A 16,855-nucleotide genomic window follows, 5' to 3' on the forward strand; every position below is an offset into this window, starting at 1 on the left:
GCAGGATGGAGGACCTGACCTCCCACCAACAAGACGCTCGCGGTGCGGATTGCGCCGCGAGCACACTCAGCGACGATGCGTTGCTGAGGCAATTTGCCGACGGCGAGGCGGGGGCTGCGCGGATCCTGACCGATCGTTTGGGACCACGCTGTTACTCGGTTGCATTGCGCATGTTGGGTAATCGGGCCGAGGCGGAAGACGTGACGCAGGATGCGATGATGCGATTATGGCAGATGGCGCCGGATTGGGTGTCGGGTCAGGCCAAGGTTTCGACCTGGCTGTATCGGGTGACGTTGAACCTGTGTGTGGACATAAGGCGCAAGAAGACACCCGACAGGTTGTCGGACGTTCCCGAACCAGAAGACGGCAAAGCCAGCGTGGTTGAACGTATGCAGGATGAGGCGCGCAAGGATGCCTTGCAGTCGGCTTTGGCCGAGTTGCCCGAACGGCAGCGACAAGCGGTCGTGCTGCGCCATATTGAAGAGCTGCCCAACCCCGAAATTGCCGGGATCATGGGCATTTCGGTAGAAGCAGTTGAAAGCCTGACCGCAAGAGGCAAGCGAAGCCTGACCGCAATTTTGGCCGGACGACGAGAAGAACTGGGGTATGAAAATGGCGGATGAAGACCTGCAACTGGATCATTTGTTTGCACAGGCACAGCGGCAGCGACCGGTACTTCCGGACGATCTTGCTGTGCGAATCCAGACAGATGCTGAAACTGTTCGCCTCAGTTGCCTTGCGCCTGCGCCGCGCCCGAAACCTTCGATATGGAACAGGTTGATAAGCAATGTAGGAGGATGGCAGGGCCTTGGCGGGCTTGTCGCCGCAAGTGCTGCGGGTGTCTGGATCGGGTTTTCCGCGCCAACCTTTCTGCCTGATCCGGCCAATCTGCTGACGTCGGAAGAGACACCCTTCCTGGTGGCGGACCTTGGATTTGACTCGAGTTTTCTGGAGAGCACGGAATGAATGCTGATCCCAAGCCCAAACGCAGGTGGATGCCTGTCTTCCTGGTCGTGTCACTGGCGCTGAACCTGCTGATTGCGGGTGTCGCTGTTGGAACAGTGCTGCGCCTCAAGGGTGGGGACCATGCCAAAGCGCCGCCTGGCTTTGGTCCGGCTTTGTACCGCGCCCTGCCCAAGGACGATCGAAAGGCGATGCGAGCCGAATTGTCGGGCTTGTACAAAACAGGGTCCAAGGGTCGCACTCAGGATTTTGAAGTGCTGAGTCAGGCGTTGCGCGCAAAGCCCTTTGACCCGGTCGCAGTCCAGGTTCTGTTGAAACAGCAAGCGCAGGCCACCGCCAATTTGCAACAAGCCCTGCAAGCGCAATGGCTGGCGCGCGTGACGGCCATGAGTGACGATGAACGGCAGGCCTATGCAGACCGATTGCAGGAGGTTGTCCGACGGGGGCCGCACGGGCACAAGAAAAGAGATTGAACAGATCAGGCGGCGCTTTGCCTGATACTCACCTGATTACGTCCTGCTTTCTTCGCGGCATAAAGTGCTTTGTCTGCGGACTTTATCAGGTTTTCCACGTTCTCGGCTGCACAGTCTTGCCGGGTGAAACAGGGCTGAGACAACTTCAACCCGATACTGACCGTTACTTCAACTTGTGCCCCCTGATCGGGCAACAGGAACGGGGCCTGGCAGATGCTGTCACAAATGGTTTCGGCCAGGTTCAACGCCTGTTTGAGCGACACATCCGGCACACCGATCATGAACTCTTCACCCCCGATGCGAGCGACAAAGCCGCGGGACCCCAAGGCATTTTGCATACGTTCCGCCGCTTGCGTCAAAACGTAATCGCCGCTTGCATGGCCATGTCCATCATTGATTGCCTTGAAGTGATCCAGATCGGCCAGCATGATCGCAAAGCTGCGCCCCGTTCTGGCGGATTGGCGCGCGATCTGATCCAGTGCTCGCATGGCGTAGCGGCGATTGTGCAACCCGGTCAACGGGTCGATCCAGGATTCCGCGATGCCTCTTTTGAGAGAGACCCGCATTTGATCCAGCCGCGCTTTGCGGGCAATCTGGTTTTCCAGCCGCAGCAGAATCTCCTGAGTGCAGAACCCGCCGAGGCAGACGGCATCGGCCCCTCGGTCCAGAGCTTCCGAAGCCTGTCCGGCGTCTTCGTCTTTCAGCACCCCGATCAACACTGTATGCCGAGTAACAGCACGTGATCTCAGGTCGGCAAGGATATTCTGGCCGGACGGGTTCGACCCCAGCTCAACCACGATCGCATCAGGAACAGCCCCGGACAATACACCCCGCAGGTTTGACTGAAGATGCCAGTTCAGATCAAATTGACGTTGATCATCCAGGGCCTTTTGCCAAAGCGCGCCGGTTCGGGCCGTGTGGGTCAGAATATCAACCCGCGCCGCTTTGGACGGTCTGATGATCGTTGGGGCTGGTTCTGCGAAGCCAATTGGTTGCGATCCGTTGCTGGCCTGCAGGTCCTGGGTGACTGCACGCGCACGCAATAGGCTGCGAATGCGCGCCAACAGCAAGGTGTCTTTGAACGGGTGTGTCAACACATCGTCCAGTCCATCCTTAAGTGCCCGCAAACGGGCGTCCCGGTCATTTTGCGCGGCAAGCGCCACGACCGGGACGTCATCAAGGCCGGGCTCCTTCACAATCGCCCTCTTCACATCCGCAGCCGTTCCGTCCGGCAACGTCTGGGCCGTCAGAACCAGATCAGGTTGCGTACGGCGCACGAGTGCGGGCAACCCTTCAAGCTTTTCACCCTGCACTACGTGATACCAGGCCGCTGTCAGCTGTACCTTCAGCATAATGCGATTGGTTGATACCCCGTCGAGGACAAGGATGGTTCCCTGCACAGACATAGTTGTTCACCGTTGATTGCATGCGTGAACAAAGTGTTTATGAGTCTGGTTAACAAACCCTTTCCAAGACCGAATCTGACCCAAGTTTATGCCGATATCCTCCGATTCCGCCGAAACTCTTGCGTTGACTGCCCTGGCCTGGCTGGTCAGCAATGACGAGCTTTTGCCTGTTTTTCTGGGCTCCACAGGTGCATCGATCGAGGATGCACGCGATCGGGCAAGCGATCCCGAGTTTCTGGCGTCGGTTCTTGATTTTCTGGTGCTTGACGATTCGTGGGTCATGGCGTTTTGTGACGCCAATTCACTCGCCTATGATCTTCCCGCCCAGGCAAGGGCGGTATTGTCCGGCGGCGCTGAGGTACACTGGACATAACCATATTTTTCCGCAGGAGCACCGGATGCCGATAGATGCGATCATCTTTGACAAAGATGGCACGCTGTTTGATTTTGCAAATACGTGGGGAGGGTTCGGACGCTCCATGCTGTTGCGCCTGTCCAACGGGGACGAAGATCGCGCGACCGATCTTGGCCGTATCATAGGATATGATTTCGCCCAAGAGAAATATACCGAAGACAGCATTGTCATCGCTGCTACGGTCGAAGAAATCGCAGGGGTTCTGATTGCCCATGTCGATGGCGTGACCTTGCAGGAGATCATCGATTTGATGAACTCCGAGGCCGCCTCGGCCCCGCAGGTGCCCGCCGTTCCATTGGTTCCTTTCCTGGAAGGTCTGCAAAATGCCGGAATAAAGCTAGGCGTTGCGACGAACGACAGTGAACATCCCGCTTTGCAGCATCTCGAATCTGTCGGGATAAGGGGGCATTTCGATTTCGTCGCCGGGTATGATAGTGGTCACGGGTTCAAGCCGGGACCGGGCCAGTTGCTGGCGTTTGCCGCGCATATCGGGGTCGAGCCATCTCGTATCGCGATGGTCGGCGACAGCCTTCATGACTTGCAGGCCGGGCGTGCGGCGGGGATGACCACGATCGGTGTTTTGACCGGTTTGGCCGAGGCCGATGCATTGGCACCGATGGCGGATGTGATTTTGCCGGATATCGGACATATTCCCAAATGGTTGGCCAAAATTTGATTTTCAAATCCGGGATTCGGCAAAACGGAATGAAAAACCGACATATTCTGTCGCAGACGGAGCGGCCATAGGCGTCTCTTCGGGGCTTGCTTGACGAAAGCAAGAACAGGAGGCACCGATGGCCGAGACCAAGACACGCAAGCGCCGCGGAGGAGGGCGTGCAGGGGCGGCTGCGCGCAGGGGCAGTGCAGCGATTGACCAGATGCCCTGGGACCCGCCGGTCAATATCGATCGACCCACAGAACCTTTGGATCAGGCCGGAATCGAAGCGATCCATGAAGGGGCGATGCGCATCCTCGAAGAGATCGGGATCGAGTTTTACAACGAAGAGGCAATAGGCATCCTGCGCGAAGCCGGTTGCACCATCGACGGCGACAATGTCCGCATGGGCCGCGACTTTGTCATGGAGATGCTTGCCAAGGCTCCCAGCCAGTTTTCAATCACCCCACGCAATCTGGATCGCAAGATCGAAATTGGCGGGAAGAACATCCTGTTCGGCAACGTCTCTTCCCCGCCGAACTACTGGGACATGGAGATCGGGAAAAAAGTGCCGGGCAATCGCGAGATGTGCCGGAATCTTCTGAAGCTGACCCAGTACTTCAACTGTATCCATTTCGCCGGCGGATACCCGGTCGAGCCGGTCGATATCCACGCCAGCGTCCGCCATCTGGACGTGCTGTACGACAAGCTGACCCTGACTGACAAGGCGATGCACGCCTATTCGCTGGGCAAGGAACGTGTCGAAGATGTCATGGAAATGGTGCGCATTGCAGGCGGCTTGAGCCACGAAGAGTTCGAAGCCGCGCCGCGCATGTACACCAATATCAACTCAACCTCGCCGCTGAAACACGATCACCCGATGATAGACGGATGCTTGCGCCTGGCGCGGCGGGGACAAGCGATTGTAGTCACACCCTTTACGCTGGCCGGGGCCATGGCACCCGTAACTATGGCAGGCGCAGTGGCGCAGTCCCTGGCCGAGGCGCTATGTGCTATTGCGCTGTTCCAATATGTGCGCCCAGGTATCCCTTGTGTGATCGGTACCTTCACGTCGAACGTGGATATGAAATCCGGTGCGCCCGCCTTTGGAACGCCGGAATACATGCGTTCGACCCAGATGACCGGCCAGATGGCGCGGTTCTATGGTTTGCCCATGCGGTCTTCGGGTGTTTGCGCGGCAAATGTGCCGGACGGGCAGTCGGTGTGGGAGACTTCGAATTCTCTTTGGGCAGCCGTGCAATCGGGCACCAATATGGTTTACCACGCAGCCGGTTGGCTTGAGGGCGGTCTGATCGCCAGCCCGGAAAAGTTCATCATGGACTGCGAAATCCTACAGCAAATTCAACGCTATATGAACCCCGAGTTGACCGCCACAGGGCCGGACGAGATTGCACTGGATGCGATCAGGTCGGTCGGTAATGACGGTCATTTCTTTGGTATTCAGCATACCCAGGATCGCTATACCACGGCGTTCTATCAACCCTTCCTGAGTGACTGGAAAAACTATGAAGGATGGGAGGCCGCTGGCGGTATCTGGACGGCAGAACGCGCGCATCACATGTTCAAGGAGATCATCTCAAGCTTTGAGGCCCCCCCGATGGATGAAGGTATTCGCGAGGAACTGGCCGCATTTGTCGAACGTCGCAAAGCGGAAGGCGGCGCGCCCACTGATTTCTGACCGGACAGGTGATATCGAACTGATACTCGGTTGCATTCGCTACAGCTCAGGGTGGATTTTGGCTATTTGTTAAGGTTTTTCGGGCCACAGTGCAAAGAACACCAATCTGGGGCATCTCATGCATGGTCTGATCAATCGGGCGATACAGTCCTTTGTCTGTGCGACCTACGGGCGATCCTGCTGGTTGCGCGTGACCGAAGCTGCAAGGCTGGGGTTTGTCGAGTTTGAAGCCATGCTCGTCTATGACGATGACATGACGTCCCAGGTAATGGAGGCGCTGAGTGCCGACCTTGATCGGCCGCAAGCCGAAGTTTTTGAGGACCTGGGGACGTATCTCGTGTCGCACCCGAATATGGAAGGATTGCGCCGTCTTCTCAGGTTTGGCGGCGTCAGCTACGTGGAATTTCTTCATTCGCTCGACGATCTGGCGGATCGCGTGCGGCTGGCCGTGTCTGATTTGACCCTGCCAGCCGTGGAATTGAGAGAGCTGTCAGCCACGGAGTTTCAGCTGAGTTGCTTCCGGGGCCTGCCGGGGTATTCCAATGTCATGGTTGGGGTCCTGCGCGCAATGGCGGATGACTATGGTGCGCTGGTGATGCTGTCACACGAGGGGCAGCAGCAAGGTAGTGACGTCATTTCCATCATGTTGGTTGAAAGCGCTTTTGCTGAGGGGCGGCATTTTGATCTGGGGGCTCGGAACGGATGACAGATACCCAAGAACTGGCTGGTCTTCTGGAAACGCTTTGCCCGATGTTTCTGTTGGTGGACCAAAACGGGCATATTCAGCAAGCGGGTCCGACCTTGCAAAAGTTGCGACCTGAATTGCCGCTGGTGGGACAGGGTTTTCTGGATGTGTTTGAACTGATCCGTCCCAGAACGATCACAACCGTTCCCGCCTTGATGTCAATGGCGGGGGCGAAGTTGCACCTGAGGTTTCATGATGAACCCCGCACAACCCTCAAAGGGTTGGTCGCTCCTTTGCCGCATTCCGGCGGCGCGGTCATCAATCTGTCATTTGGTATTTCAATATTGGATGCGGTGCGGGACTATGCGCTGACAAGTGCAGATTTCTCGGGCACGGATCTCGCGATTGAGCTGTTGTATCTGGTTGAAGCCAAATCCGCCGCGATGGAGGCATCCCGCTCTCTCAACCTTCGGCTACAGGGGGCGATGCTGGCAGCCGAAGAGCAGGCCTATACCGACACTTTGACCGGATTGAAGAACCGCAGAGCAATGGACCACTTGCTCGAGCATTTGGTTTCGGGAAATTCCACCTTCGCGCTAATGCATCTGGATTTGGACTTTTTCAAAGCCGTGAATGACAAGCTGGGTCATGCGGCTGGTGACTTCGTCTTACAGGAGGCCGCCCGCATCATGCAGGAGGAGACACGAAACAATGATACTGTTGCCCGGGTTGGCGGGGATGAGTTTGTAATTGTTTTTAAAGACCTGACACGCGAAGATACCCTGATCTCCATTGCTGGGCGTTTGATTTCAAGGTTGAACGAACCGATGTTGTTCCAGAATCAGCTCTGCACCATCTCGGTCAGTATTGGCACTGCCTTGTCCACGCAATTCAAAAGCCCCAACGCCGCCGACATTCTGCACGCAGCGGACTTGGCCCTTTATCAGGCCAAACGCGATGGCCGGTCTTGCCATCGCCTGTTTTCAACGTTGAGCAAGGCGCAAACCTGAATTCGCCCAGAGAACAGGATGGGGATCGTATCGGGGCTTCAGGCAGATTCGAATGCCTCTGTCAACTTTTTTGCGATCTGGGCCCGGATCGGAGGCAACTCTCCCACCACAGGCAGTACGACGCCAGAGAACCCTGCACGATCTAGCTCTTGCGGTACATCTTCCTGAACATGTCCTCCGGTACAGGCAAAGAACGGAAGGCACAGCGCCTGATCTCCGGTACCGTTTGCCGCGTCAGAAATGGATGGTGGCTCTTCGACGAAACCGACGCAAACAGATTTGAAAGCAACCAAACCTCTAAGCTGTTCTGCAAACTGCAACGCTACGGTCGATGGGTTCCGACTGCGACCGGAACCATGCGCCGCAATGACCAGATCTGTGGACTGAGCGGCCCAGTGTTTGTCATACAATTCCGTTCGCAGGGCCTCTGCGGTCAGGGTCGGCAGTTCTGGGTCGATTCCCAGCGGGTCTAAAACCTGCGTCGGATGATCCCCAAGCCGTTTGGGTAAAGCGCTGGTGACAAACCACCCTTTTGCCATGAAAAGTGGGTAGATGACCGGGTTCTCTGGCACGCGGTCCAGCTTCGCCTCCAACGCGCCCGGTGCAGCCAGAGTGGCCGAATGGACAACCACATTCTTTGTTGCCGCGTTGACCTTGGCGGCGAATGTCGCAAGTGCAGCTTCGGCCGGTTCCGGGTCTGATGGTTGGCCATGAGCGACGATAATAGCATGTGACATTCGGATCTCCTGCTGCGTTGTGCGATAGGTGTTTCACGTCGACCTGAAGTCAACACCACAGTTAGCCCAGAAGTGTCAGCCATAGCCAGACAGTCAGAATAGACGAGGCTGTACCAATAAGTACGGCCGACGCTGCTACCCGTTTTGCGCGACCGTACATATTGGCGAAGATATAGGCGTTGAAACCCGGAGCCATGGCGGCATTCAAAACGCCCGACCGAAACAGGTCCTGCGGCAGGCCCACGGATTTGCCGAACATCCACACCAGACTGGGGTGCAGCATCAACGAGATACAGCAAACAAATGCGATGGTGCGCAGGTCGCCTTCGGGCTTGTATTTGACCAGCACACCGCCCAAGGCAAACAACGCCCCGGGCAGGGCTGCACGTGTGATCAACCCCAGTGCTTCGTCGACCACGGCAGGGATCGCCAGGCCAGACAGGTTGACAAGAAACCCAAGGGCGATACCAAGGATCAGTGCGTTCTTGAACATTGCAGACAATACAGACCGTGCCATACGCATGCCTCCATGACCGCGATTTCGCACGACCTCCATCACCGTGATCCCAACGCCGTAGCAAAACGGAGAATGGAAGGCGATGATCGCATAGTTGCCAGTCAGGTTCTCGGGCCCATATGCGCGTTCGGTAATCGGCAAGCCCAAGAGGACAGAGTTCGAGAACAGGCAACAAAACCCTATGGCGACGCAATCTTCCCAATCGCGACCGAAAATTATGCGCGCGCCGAACAGACCTGCGGTGAAACATAAAGCAGCGGCGGAATAGAAGCTGGCCAAAAGCCGGGGATCGAAACTGGCGCTGAGGTCCAGATGCGCGATGGCCAGGAACAAAAGGCATGGAATCGCAAAGCCTTGGGTGAACTTCATCAGCCCATCCACATGCGTTTCTTTGAAGTATCCTGTGCGGGTTGCAGTATACCCGGCTCCGATTACAAGGAAAACCGGAAGAATGACATCGATCAGGCTTTGCAGCATATGACCCCCGTGCGACGGGCCTGCAGCGATATCATGCGGGGGGCGGGCAGCGGCCTACTGCGACTGATGGATCACCATCCCGTCGAAGGCGGGGGTGATGTGATCGGGGGTTTCGGCGTCGACGGTCGCATAGTCGAGGTCGATATGCATGTTGGTCAATACCGCGCGCTTCGGTTGCAACTTTTCGATCCACCCGAGCGTCTTTTCCAGATGCGCATGCGTCGGATGAGGTGAGCGGCGCAGGGCGTCAATGACAAGGCAGTCCAGCCCTTTCATTTCGGGCCAGGCGTCGTCGTAAATCTCGGCAACATCCGGCAGATAGGCGAGTTGCCCAATGCGGAATCCAAGGGAATCGATCGAACCGTGATTCACCTTGAAAGGGCGAAACGGAATCGCGCCACCGGGACCGTCGATTTCAAATGGACCGTCGATAGACTTAAGCTCGAGGATCGGAGGATAGGGGGAGTCTTCCGGCTGAATGAACGCATATCCAAACCGCCCCAACAAAGCGTTCTGGGTGTCGCCATCCGCCCACACAGGAACACGGGTTTTCATGTTGAACACGATCATGCGCAAATCATCGATTCCATGCACATGGTCTGCGTGGGAATGCGTATAGACGACCCCGTCCAATCGCCCTGTACCTGTTTCAAGCAACTGGCTGCGCATATCAGGCGTGGTGTCGATCAGAACCGAAGTTGTGCCATCTGGCCCGTCGCGTTCGACCAGCATCGAACAGCGGCGCCGGACATTTTTGGGGTTCGCAGGGTCACAATCACCCCACTGACCGCCCAATCGCGGCACGCCGCCAGAGGATCCGCAACCCAAAATTGTAAATCGCAATCCGGTCATGCAGCGGCCTTGTACAGTGCTGCTTTGGTGAACAGCCGGTCGAAGTTTGCCTGCGTCTGGTCAGCAAAAGCGGCATAGTCCATGCCAAAGACTTCGGCCCCCTTACGCGCTGTGTGCGCGGTGTAGGCCGGTTCGTTGCGCTTGCCACGGTACGGCGGTGGAGCCAGATAGGGGGCGTCGGTTTCCACCAAAACGCGATCCACCGGGGCGCTTGCGAAAATGTCCCGTAATTCCTGGCTCTTGGGGAAGGCGGCTATGCCGGACATGGACAGGTAAAAACCTAAATCCAAGGCGGCCTTGGCCAGTTCAGCTGAGGATGAGAAGCAGTGCATCACGCAGGAATACGGCGCGTTGCGATATTCTTCGGCCAGAATGCTGGCCATATCTTCATCAGCTGCGCGGGCGTGAATGATCAGAGGTAACCCGGTGCGCTGGGCTGCTTCGATATGGATGCGCAAGGACTGTTTCTGAACTTCCGCGCTATCGGCGGTATAGTGATAGTCCAAGCCGGTTTCACCGATACCGACTAATTTTGGATGCTGTGCCAGGGCGACCAGATCTTCGACCGAGACCAATGGCTCGTCCGCGGCACTCATCGGGTGTGTGCCGGCGGCATAGAAGACCGGCGCGTGGGTTTCGGCAATCGCACGGACAGCGGGTTCGTTGCGCAGCTTGGTGCAAATCGTCACCATGCGGGTCACGCCAGCCTGGGCGGCACGCGTGATGATGTCGTCCAACTGGCCGTCGAAATCCGGGAAGTCCAGATGGCAATGGCTGTCAGTAATCTGGGGGGTGTCGCTCATCTGTTCTGACCGGCGGTTTCCTGTATCTTGAACACCGTATCTAGGACCAGAGCGGCAGGGTCAAGGTTGACAGCCTGACCATGTCGCGCCCGGGCTGTGATCGTCGCGGCGACCTCGGCCCAGCGACGGGCTTGATCCGGCGATGCTGACAGACGCGCCAGTGTTTCACTCTCGTTGGGGGCGGCTTCAGGAACCGGTGGTGTGCCTGTTGCCCCGGTCAGGGCCAGCCGTGACAGAGCAACGTCGATCAATGTTAGCAAAAGTTCAAACCGGTCTGCCGCGCCGCGCTGCGCCGCCGCTTCGGCCAAAGCCAGCGCGCGCTGGCGGTCCATACGGGGCAGGGTGCCCAGTATGGCGATCAGTTCGGCATAGATGTCCAGACCACCCAGATTGATCAAACGCTCGGCGTCTCCGACTGAACCCGCCGCAAGCGCAGCAAGGTGTTCAGTCTGAGCGGGAATTTCGGTTTCCGTTTGTGAAAGGGCGGCTTGCATGTCTTGCGCGTTCAGCGGGCCGAGGCGCAGCGTGCGACAGCGCGAACGGATGGTTGGCAACAGGCGCGAGGGTTGGTGTGACACCAACAAAAGGGTGGTGCGCGCAGGCGGCTCTTCCAGCATTTTCAGCAACGCGTTGGCAGCGCTGACGTTCATTTCGTCCGCTGAATCCACGATCACGACGCGGCGGCCGCCGTCAGCAGAGGACAGGCCAAAAAACTTCCCGAGCTTGCGGATGTCATCCACGACGATCTCACTGCGCAGCCGTCCCTGATCGTTCAGCGATCTGGCTATCGCTGCCAAACCCGGTTCTGCCCCGGCCTGAATGCGATGGGCTACCGGGTGGTCAGGATCAATGTCGAGCGTCTCGGGCGGAGGCGGCGCGCCGAACAACCCGTCATCCTCTGCCGGAGGTGTAGCAAGCAGGAACCGCGCAATTCGCCAAGCCAGTGTCGCCTTGCCGACACCGCGTGGCCCTGTCAGCAGCCAACCGTGATGCAGACGGTCCGAAGTGTAGGCGGTCAGAAATGCCTGTTCAGCCGCGTCCTGGCCAAAAAGCCGAACGGTTTCGCGCGGATGTGGTGCACCCGGCACCTGATCCGGGGAAGGGATATCGTCGCTCATCGTCTACCGCAGTGCTGCCTGAACGATTTCTGTAACATCCTGCGCCACGCTGTCCATGTCCCTGTTGCCATCCACGATGTGAAACCTGTCCGGGAATTCATCGGCCAGCGCCAGAAAGCCGGCGCGCATCTTCTTTTGCAATTCCGGGCCAAAGTCCTCGAAACGTTCTTCGGTGCCTTGTCGCCCCTTGGCGCGTGCCAGGCCCGTTTCAGGGTCCATGTCGATCAGCAGCGTCATATCCGGTTCGCGCCCGATCATCATGCTGTGCAATTGATCCACGAGATTTCGCAGGTCGCCCCGGGACAAGCCCTGGTACATACGTGTGCTGTCTGCAAAGCGGTCGCAGATCACGACCTTCCCTGCTGCCAGCGCGGGTTCGATGGTACGCTCCAGATGGTCGCGACGGGCCGCGGTGAACAGCAGAATCTCGGTTTCGGCCGACCAGCGATCCGGGTCGCCTTCCAAAACCAGGCTGCGAATTTCCTCGGCCCCCGCAGAGCCGCCGGGTTCGCGCGTCAGTACCACCTCGTGACCCTGCGCACGCAGATGTTCCGCCAGCATCCGCGCCTGGGTTGACTTGCCTGAACCGTCAATGCCTTCGAAGGTCAGAAATAACCCCGCTTTCGTCACATCGACTCCAGCGGGTTGTTGATCACGTCTTTCAATACGATACTGCCAACAGTCAGCATACGTACCAAAAAACCGCCGATCGCAACATCTTCAGCTGCCACCAGCGGTCGCCGGATTTCCGGCAGACCTTCGGGTTTGATCACCAGTTCGGCGAGTTGCTGGCCTTTCTTGACGGGCGCATTGATCGGGCCCTCATAGACCACTTCGGCCTCGACATTCTGTGTGCCCAGAACCGGGAACAGCACGTTCAGATCACCATCGGGGACAAGCCCCACGGTCTTTTTCTCGCCCATCCATAGTTTGGCTTCGGCTATCGGCGTTTCCGCGTTGGCAACTGTCCTCTCGACAAAATTTCGAAACGACCAGTTAACCACGGCTTCAGCCTCCTCTGCCCGCTGGCCGGTGCTGTCGAGACCCGTCAGCACAAAGATCACCCGCCTGTCACCTTGTTTGGCGGACCCGACAAGGCCATAGCCCGCTTCTTGCGTGTGGCCGGTTTTCAGACCATCCGCACCGATATCAAGTCGCAGCAACGGGTTGCGGTTACGGGCATTGGACGGTGCGCGGCCATCGAACTCGAAAACCTCTTCGGCGAATAGAGGGTAGTATTCTGGAAAGTCGGAGATCAGGCGATCCGCAAGAACGGCCAGATCATGAACCGACATCATATGCCCGGCGGCGGGCCAACCGTTTGAATTTGCGAAGTTCGAATTGTTCATGCCCATTTGCTTGGCTCGCTGGGTCATGTATCGCGCAAACCCCGCCTCGGTGCCATCCGGGCTGAGCGCTTCGGCGATGACGACGCAGGCATCATTGCCCGACAAAACAATAATGCCGCGCAGCAGATCCTCGACACGAACGCGATCTTGCGTGTTCAGGAACATGGTCGATCCGCCATAGCTCATCGCGTGTTCTGAAACGGGCAGAGTTTCGTCCAGCGTCAAGCGTCCGTCCCGCAACGCTTCGAACGCGACGTAAAGCGTCATGAGCTTGGACATCGACGCGGGCGGCAACGGCTGGTCGGCCTCTTTCGACAGCAGTACGGTACCGGTGGTTTGGTCGATCACATATGCCGCACGGGCAGATGTATCAAAAGCCTGGGCAGGTATCGCCAGAACGGCAAACCCGAAAGCCAGAACGGATGTTCGCATTGAGGATAGCATGTTACGACTCCCTGAATTAGTCGGTTACCGTGAACGCGTCTTTGAAGCCAAGGTCTTTCACGTCCTTTTGAAAGGCTTTTCGCTCGGCCCGGGTTGCGGCGGGGCCAACCAACACTCGCCAGACAGTACTATTTGCTGTTTTCAATTCCCGTACAACTGTGGGCATGCCGTTCCGACGCACTTTTTGGGCGGCTGACTTGGCGTTAGCCTCGACGCTGAAGGTTCCGATCTGAACAAACGGTTTGCTCAGAGGTGTCGCCGACGTTGTGGCGGCTGCGACAGGAGTGGCTTCTGACGCATCAATTGCGGCTGCGGCCCCCTCTACCGGATCCAGTGGCGTTTCGGTGATCGCGGCGGGGTCTTTCTTTTGCCACCATTTCCGTTTGGCAGGTGGCTCAGCTGGGGGCGTGACCGGTGCATCCGACAAAGAGGGTGACACCACGGCTTCGGCGGCTTCGGCGGCTACGTCTGCGCTGTCAGTCGCCGTATCAGCCGCGGCCACAGCAGTTCCCGCGGCAGCAGCTGCGGGGGCTTTCTTCTGCCACCATTTCCGCTTGGCTGGTTTTTCGGCAGGTGTGTCGACCTGATCGTCCGTAGAAGTGGGCGTCTCGGCGTCTTCGCTTGCGGTCTCGGCGTTTTCAGCCGTTTCATCCGATGCACTGTCAGTCCCCGCTGCAACCGCAGCCGTACCAGCCGCAGCAACGGCAGGTTCCTTCTTTTGCCACCATTTTCGTTTGGCCGGTTTTTCCGAGTCTGTAGAAGCTTGAGTGTCGGAAGCTCCATCAGCAGCCGCGGCGGTGGTTTCCGCTGCCGATTCTTCTGCCTCCGGCGCATCCTCCGGCGATGGTTCTTCCAGCTTTTCCCGGCGCAGTGCGACGACGCTGACTTTTGTCGGCGCGCCCGCAAGCATTCCGAGCTCTTTCGCAGCAGCGGACGAGACCTGAAGCGCGGGTCCGGGCAGATCGCGCTCGCGCCGGAACAGGGCGCCAGTCACGGATTTGTTGTTAGAGGTGTTTCTGATCACGACACGCTCAGGTTGTGAAACGTCCGGGTGAGCAACCCAAACCCCGCCAAGGGACGGGCGGCCATCCCAAAGCCCTGCTTCGGTTGTCTGAAAAACCTCAGGGGCTTCGACATCACGCTTAGAGCTGGTGGTCACGTCGGGCAGGAGTTCTGTTTTCCCCGAATTTTCTTCCGGTTTCTCAGCCGATTCAGAAGTTGAAAAAGCCTCTTCGCATCCGGCCAGTATCGTCAAAGTCAACGCCAGATACGCCAGCCGTTTCGGCCCCGGGCGTGTCTCGATCGCTCGCTTCATCTGCTTATCCCTTGCCTGAAGGGGTTTCGTTTTCCGAACCCCGCTGCCGGTCTGCCGGTTCTGTATGCCAGCCTGTTACGGTCTTTCGAACGGATCATAACGTGGCTGAAGTGTCATGGAAAGACCGCTGCACAGGCTTCGGCAAGATTTCCCGATTTCGGCTTGCCTCTGGTCGAACTTCGCCTTAGACCCTGCTGTCGACGGGGAGGTGGCAGAGTGGTCGAATGCGGCGGTCTTGAAAACCGTTGAACGTGAGAGCGTTCCCAGGGTTCGAATCCCTGTCTCCCCGCCACTCATACCTGCCTCACTTCAGCGGTGTTTTCTAACCCGGAATCGTGCCGCAATTCCCGCGAGTTGGCGCATGCGTTTTCAATCAGAGACGGAGCAAACCGTACATTCAGAGGACACTTAACGCCCCAGTCTCAGTGCCGCATATTGGCGGGTTCGCTTTGGGCGGGATTTCCCTGATACCCGGCAGTTTACAGGGAATTTTCGTGAGATGGGCCTGGGACCTAGAGTTTATCCTATCAGAACCGTATGCTTTTCAGAGGTTTATGCTGCAAATTCCCTAAAAGGTGAAACAGGAAATTTTCTTGAGCGAACAGGGAATTGTTCCCACGGATCAGGGGGGCGAACCCTGTATCAGGGAGGCCGGTTCTTGAGGTGTCAAAAGTCGAACGGAAATTCCTGTTCAACCCAATCAAGTGCGAGGGTAACGCTGACCAGTCGCTTGAGTGTGAGTTCGGGCGACTGGGTTCCGAAGCTGAACTGGTCAAGGCGCAGGAGTTCATTGAGGGAACCTTGCTGTCGCGCTTTGACAACCCGGCCGAGGGGCGCGTCGTCATGGTTGCGCAGCGGCTGCACGAGATGGATCCGCCGGGCTACTTGCTCAAACGCGGAACCTATCGGCATCTGAACCTGCCTACCATCGCGCAAGAGCATGAGACGGTTCATCTCGGTCGAGGAAAGGTCATGCGCCGCAAACCGGGTGATCTGCTGTGCCCGTCGCGTCTGGATCAGGACACGTTGGATACCAAGCGTCGCGAAATGGGCGCGGTCGTGTTCAATTGCCAGTATCAGCAGAAAACCCGATTGCACCAGACGGCTCGCCCCTGCGCTGGGAGTGGTTCGGTACTTACGAAACCATCGATGATCCTCGCTGGCTCCAACTGGTTGTTCAAAGCTGGGGTACGGGCATGTCTGCGGATTCCCGGTCCGACTTCTCGGTCTATACGACCTGGGGCTTTCGCGAAAACGCATGGTACCTGCTTGACGTCTGGCGAGGGCAGGTGGACTACACGGACCTGAAGTCCAAGCCATTGAGTCTTGTCAACCGCTGGGATCCCGACCACGTTCTAATCGAAGTTGCGGCAAGCGGAAAACCACTCTTTGACGAGTTGTTCTTTGACGATCGCAGGCGGTACGAACGCATTAAGCCTGACAAAGATAAGGAAACCCGGTTCCAGTCAGCTTGTGCACCGGTGGAGGAGGGCAGGGTGATGTTGCCAATTGATGCGCCCTGGCTGGTGGCATTCAAACGCGAGCTGCAATCCTTTCCACGCGGACGCAACGACGATCAGGTCGACAGCGTCTCTCAATTCCTGAACTAGTCCAAAGGTCTGGGTTTCTATCGGGCCTTTGGTCGCGATCACCAGATCAACATCGAACGACGGGAGCGCAGCCGTGAGCGGGTCAGACGGCGGTAGTTATATGAGCCAGACCAGGGGCGGGGCAGGGTTCGCTTGGGTGACACCTGATGCACCTGCTGCGTCCGTTCTACATCGAAATTGGGAGGTGTCTCTCTGATCAAAGTTTGCCCGGGAACAAGTTGTGCCTAGGTCAGGAGAGGACCGGCCGCTACTAGGTTCTGGACCTATTAATTTGGTTGTCGCCATCCCGCCTGCGTGATTCATACCCGCGAGCTTCAGGGGTATAAC

19 protein-coding genes and 1 tRNA gene are annotated in these 16,855 nt (G+C 57.7%); 10 read left to right on the top strand and 10 right to left on the bottom strand.

The window, feature by feature from the left end:
* The first annotated feature begins 5 nt into the window (after nucleotides 1-5).
* Genes AC2FEB_RS20305 through AC2FEB_RS20315 form a run of 3 tightly spaced genes read left to right on the top strand, consistent with a single transcriptional unit; the run spans nucleotide 6 to nucleotide 1,436 of the window.
* Nucleotides 6-623 carry an RNA polymerase sigma factor gene (locus AC2FEB_RS20305; protein WP_117868418.1) on the top strand — a complete coding sequence of 206 codons (618 nt, stop codon included), beginning with the start codon at nucleotides 6-8 and terminating at the stop codon, nucleotides 621-623.
* A complete protein-coding gene (locus AC2FEB_RS20310; RefSeq protein WP_117872636.1) occupies nucleotides 613-966 on the top strand; it encodes a hypothetical protein in 354 nt (117 codons plus the stop codon). Before AC2FEB_RS20305 ends, AC2FEB_RS20310 begins: the two co-directional genes overlap by 11 nt.
* Nucleotides 963-1,436 (top strand): periplasmic heavy metal sensor, encoded by a 474-nt coding sequence (locus AC2FEB_RS20315; RefSeq protein WP_117868419.1) that lies wholly within the window; start codon nucleotides 963-965, stop codon nucleotides 1,434-1,436. Before AC2FEB_RS20310 ends, AC2FEB_RS20315 begins: the two co-directional genes overlap by 4 nt.
* 5 nt (nucleotides 1,437-1,441) lie before the next feature.
* Here the strand turns inward: AC2FEB_RS20315 and AC2FEB_RS20320 are convergent, their stop codons facing one another.
* Nucleotides 1,442-2,842: a diguanylate cyclase gene (locus AC2FEB_RS20320; protein ID WP_117868420.1), complete on the bottom strand. Its 1,401-nt coding sequence runs from the start codon at nucleotides 2,840-2,842 to the stop codon at nucleotides 1,442-1,444.
* A gap of 88 nt (nucleotides 2,843-2,930) precedes the next feature.
* Here AC2FEB_RS20320 and AC2FEB_RS20325 point away from each other — a divergent pair, with 88 nt between their 5' ends.
* The 5 genes from AC2FEB_RS20325 (at nucleotide 2,931) to AC2FEB_RS20345 (ending at nucleotide 7,306) form a co-directional block, all read left to right on the top strand.
* Nucleotides 2,931-3,215, top strand: a complete 285-nt coding sequence (locus AC2FEB_RS20325; protein WP_117868421.1) for a DUF3572 domain-containing protein — start codon at nucleotides 2,931-2,933, stop codon at nucleotides 3,213-3,215.
* Between the two features lie 25 nt (nucleotides 3,216-3,240).
* Nucleotides 3,241-3,933, top strand: a complete 693-nt coding sequence (locus AC2FEB_RS20330) for an HAD family hydrolase (RefSeq protein ID WP_496675359.1) — start codon at nucleotides 3,241-3,243, stop codon at nucleotides 3,931-3,933.
* Nucleotides 3,934-4,051: 118 nt separating this feature from the next.
* Nucleotides 4,052-5,611, top strand: a complete 1,560-nt coding sequence (locus tag AC2FEB_RS20335; RefSeq protein WP_496884335.1) for a trimethylamine methyltransferase family protein — start codon at nucleotides 4,052-4,054, stop codon at nucleotides 5,609-5,611.
* 118 nt (nucleotides 5,612-5,729) lie between these two features.
* On the top strand, nucleotides 5,730-6,317 hold the full coding sequence (locus tag AC2FEB_RS20340) for a heme NO-binding domain-containing protein (RefSeq protein ID WP_496675363.1): 588 nt from the start codon (nucleotides 5,730-5,732) through the stop codon (nucleotides 6,315-6,317).
* Complete coding sequence (locus tag AC2FEB_RS20345) at nucleotides 6,314-7,306, top strand: diguanylate cyclase domain-containing protein (RefSeq protein WP_496675365.1); 993 nt, start codon at nucleotides 6,314-6,316, stop codon at nucleotides 7,304-7,306. The genes AC2FEB_RS20340 and AC2FEB_RS20345 overlap by 4 nt, the downstream gene beginning before the upstream one ends.
* Nucleotides 7,307-7,344: 38 nt before the next feature.
* Here AC2FEB_RS20345 and AC2FEB_RS20350 read toward each other — a convergent pair whose 3' ends face one another.
* From AC2FEB_RS20350 to AC2FEB_RS20385, 8 genes are all read right to left on the bottom strand, one after another.
* Nucleotides 7,345-8,043 (bottom strand): CbiX/SirB N-terminal domain-containing protein, encoded by a 699-nt coding sequence (locus AC2FEB_RS20350; RefSeq protein ID WP_496884336.1) that lies wholly within the window; start codon nucleotides 8,041-8,043, stop codon nucleotides 7,345-7,347.
* A 61-nt stretch (nucleotides 8,044-8,104) separates the two neighbouring features.
* Nucleotides 8,105-9,037 (bottom strand): AEC family transporter, encoded by a 933-nt coding sequence (locus AC2FEB_RS20355; RefSeq protein WP_117868427.1) that lies wholly within the window; start codon nucleotides 9,035-9,037, stop codon nucleotides 8,105-8,107.
* 54 nt (nucleotides 9,038-9,091) lie between these two features.
* Nucleotides 9,092-9,889 carry an MBL fold metallo-hydrolase gene (locus tag AC2FEB_RS20360; RefSeq protein ID WP_117868428.1) on the bottom strand — a complete coding sequence of 266 codons (798 nt, stop codon included), beginning with the start codon at nucleotides 9,887-9,889 and terminating at the stop codon, nucleotides 9,092-9,094.
* Entirely contained in the window at nucleotides 9,886-10,692 is an 807-nt protein-coding gene (locus tag AC2FEB_RS20365) for a TatD family hydrolase (protein WP_117868429.1), read from the bottom strand. The genes AC2FEB_RS20360 and AC2FEB_RS20365 overlap by 4 nt, the downstream gene beginning before the upstream one ends.
* Nucleotides 10,689-11,810, bottom strand: a complete 1,122-nt coding sequence (locus AC2FEB_RS20370; RefSeq protein WP_117868430.1) for a DNA polymerase III subunit delta' — start codon at nucleotides 11,808-11,810, stop codon at nucleotides 10,689-10,691. The genes AC2FEB_RS20365 and AC2FEB_RS20370 overlap by 4 nt, the downstream gene beginning before the upstream one ends.
* 3 nt (nucleotides 11,811-11,813) lie before the next feature.
* Nucleotides 11,814-12,440, bottom strand: a complete 627-nt coding sequence (tmk, locus tag AC2FEB_RS20375) for a dTMP kinase (protein ID WP_117868431.1) — start codon at nucleotides 12,438-12,440, stop codon at nucleotides 11,814-11,816.
* Nucleotides 12,437-13,603 (bottom strand): D-alanyl-D-alanine carboxypeptidase family protein, encoded by a 1,167-nt coding sequence (locus AC2FEB_RS20380; RefSeq protein ID WP_117868432.1) that lies wholly within the window; start codon nucleotides 13,601-13,603, stop codon nucleotides 12,437-12,439. The genes tmk and AC2FEB_RS20380 overlap by 4 nt, the downstream gene beginning before the upstream one ends.
* Nucleotides 13,604-13,619: 16 nt before the next feature.
* Nucleotides 13,620-14,918, bottom strand: a complete 1,299-nt coding sequence (locus AC2FEB_RS20385) for an SPOR domain-containing protein (RefSeq protein ID WP_117868433.1) — start codon at nucleotides 14,916-14,918, stop codon at nucleotides 13,620-13,622.
* A 202-nt stretch (nucleotides 14,919-15,120) separates the two neighbouring features.
* On the opposite strand from AC2FEB_RS20385, the gene AC2FEB_RS20390 reads away from it, so the two are divergent.
* Nucleotides 15,121-15,210, top strand: a tRNA-Ser gene (locus tag AC2FEB_RS20390).
* Nucleotides 15,211-15,584: 374 nt separating this feature from the next.
* Here the strand turns inward: AC2FEB_RS20390 and AC2FEB_RS20395 are convergent.
* Nucleotides 15,585-15,860, bottom strand: coding sequence for a hypothetical protein (locus tag AC2FEB_RS20395; protein ID WP_117868475.1), 276 nt, complete (start codon nucleotides 15,858-15,860; stop codon nucleotides 15,585-15,587).
* A gap of 125 nt (nucleotides 15,861-15,985) precedes the next feature.
* Here AC2FEB_RS20395 and terL point away from each other — a divergent pair, with 125 nt between their 5' ends.
* The gene (terL, locus tag AC2FEB_RS20400; protein ID WP_162896742.1) at nucleotides 15,986-16,528 is read left to right on the top strand and encodes a phage terminase large subunit; all 543 of its coding nucleotides are present in this window, start codon (nucleotides 15,986-15,988) and stop codon (nucleotides 16,526-16,528) included.
* The last annotated feature ends 327 nt before the right edge of the window (nucleotides 16,529-16,855 follow it).

It is taken from the genome of Ruegeria sp. YTSC106 (assembly GCF_059609765.1).

Bases quoted from the DNA above. Each gene is read 5' to 3' on its own strand.
- AC2FEB_RS20305 (WP_117868418.1), top strand. From the start codon at position 6: ATGGAGGACCTGACCTCCCACCAACAAGACGCTCGCGGTGCGGATTGC.
- AC2FEB_RS20310 (WP_117872636.1), top strand. From the start codon at position 613: ATGGCGGATGAAGACCTGCAACTGGATCATTTGTTTGCACAGGCACAG.
- AC2FEB_RS20315 (WP_117868419.1), top strand. From the start codon at position 963: ATGAATGCTGATCCCAAGCCCAAACGCAGGTGGATGCCTGTCTTCCTG.
- AC2FEB_RS20320 (WP_117868420.1), bottom strand. From the start codon at position 2,842: ATGTCTGTGCAGGGAACCATCCTTGTCCTCGACGGGGTATCAACCAAT.
- AC2FEB_RS20325 (WP_117868421.1), top strand. From the start codon at position 2,931: ATGCCGATATCCTCCGATTCCGCCGAAACTCTTGCGTTGACTGCCCTG.
- AC2FEB_RS20330 (WP_496675359.1), top strand. From the start codon at position 3,241: ATGCCGATAGATGCGATCATCTTTGACAAAGATGGCACGCTGTTTGAT.
- AC2FEB_RS20335 (WP_496884335.1), top strand. From the start codon at position 4,052: ATGGCCGAGACCAAGACACGCAAGCGCCGCGGAGGAGGGCGTGCAGGG.
- AC2FEB_RS20340 (WP_496675363.1), top strand. From the start codon at position 5,730: ATGCATGGTCTGATCAATCGGGCGATACAGTCCTTTGTCTGTGCGACC.
- AC2FEB_RS20345 (WP_496675365.1), top strand. From the start codon at position 6,314: ATGACAGATACCCAAGAACTGGCTGGTCTTCTGGAAACGCTTTGCCCG.
- AC2FEB_RS20350 (WP_496884336.1), bottom strand. From the start codon at position 8,043: ATGTCACATGCTATTATCGTCGCTCATGGCCAACCATCAGACCCGGAA.
- AC2FEB_RS20355 (WP_117868427.1), bottom strand. From the start codon at position 9,037: ATGCTGCAAAGCCTGATCGATGTCATTCTTCCGGTTTTCCTTGTAATC.
- AC2FEB_RS20360 (WP_117868428.1), bottom strand. From the start codon at position 9,889: ATGACCGGATTGCGATTTACAATTTTGGGTTGCGGATCCTCTGGCGGC.
- AC2FEB_RS20365 (WP_117868429.1), bottom strand. From the start codon at position 10,692: ATGAGCGACACCCCCCAGATTACTGACAGCCATTGCCATCTGGACTTC.
- AC2FEB_RS20370 (WP_117868430.1), bottom strand. From the start codon at position 11,810: ATGAGCGACGATATCCCTTCCCCGGATCAGGTGCCGGGTGCACCACAT.
- AC2FEB_RS20380 (WP_117868432.1), bottom strand. From the start codon at position 13,603: ATGCTATCCTCAATGCGAACATCCGTTCTGGCTTTCGGGTTTGCCGTT.
- AC2FEB_RS20385 (WP_117868433.1), bottom strand. From the start codon at position 14,918: ATGAAGCGAGCGATCGAGACACGCCCGGGGCCGAAACGGCTGGCGTAT.
- AC2FEB_RS20395 (WP_117868475.1), bottom strand. From the start codon at position 15,860: ATGCTCTTGCGCGATGGTAGGCAGGTTCAGATGCCGATAGGTTCCGCG.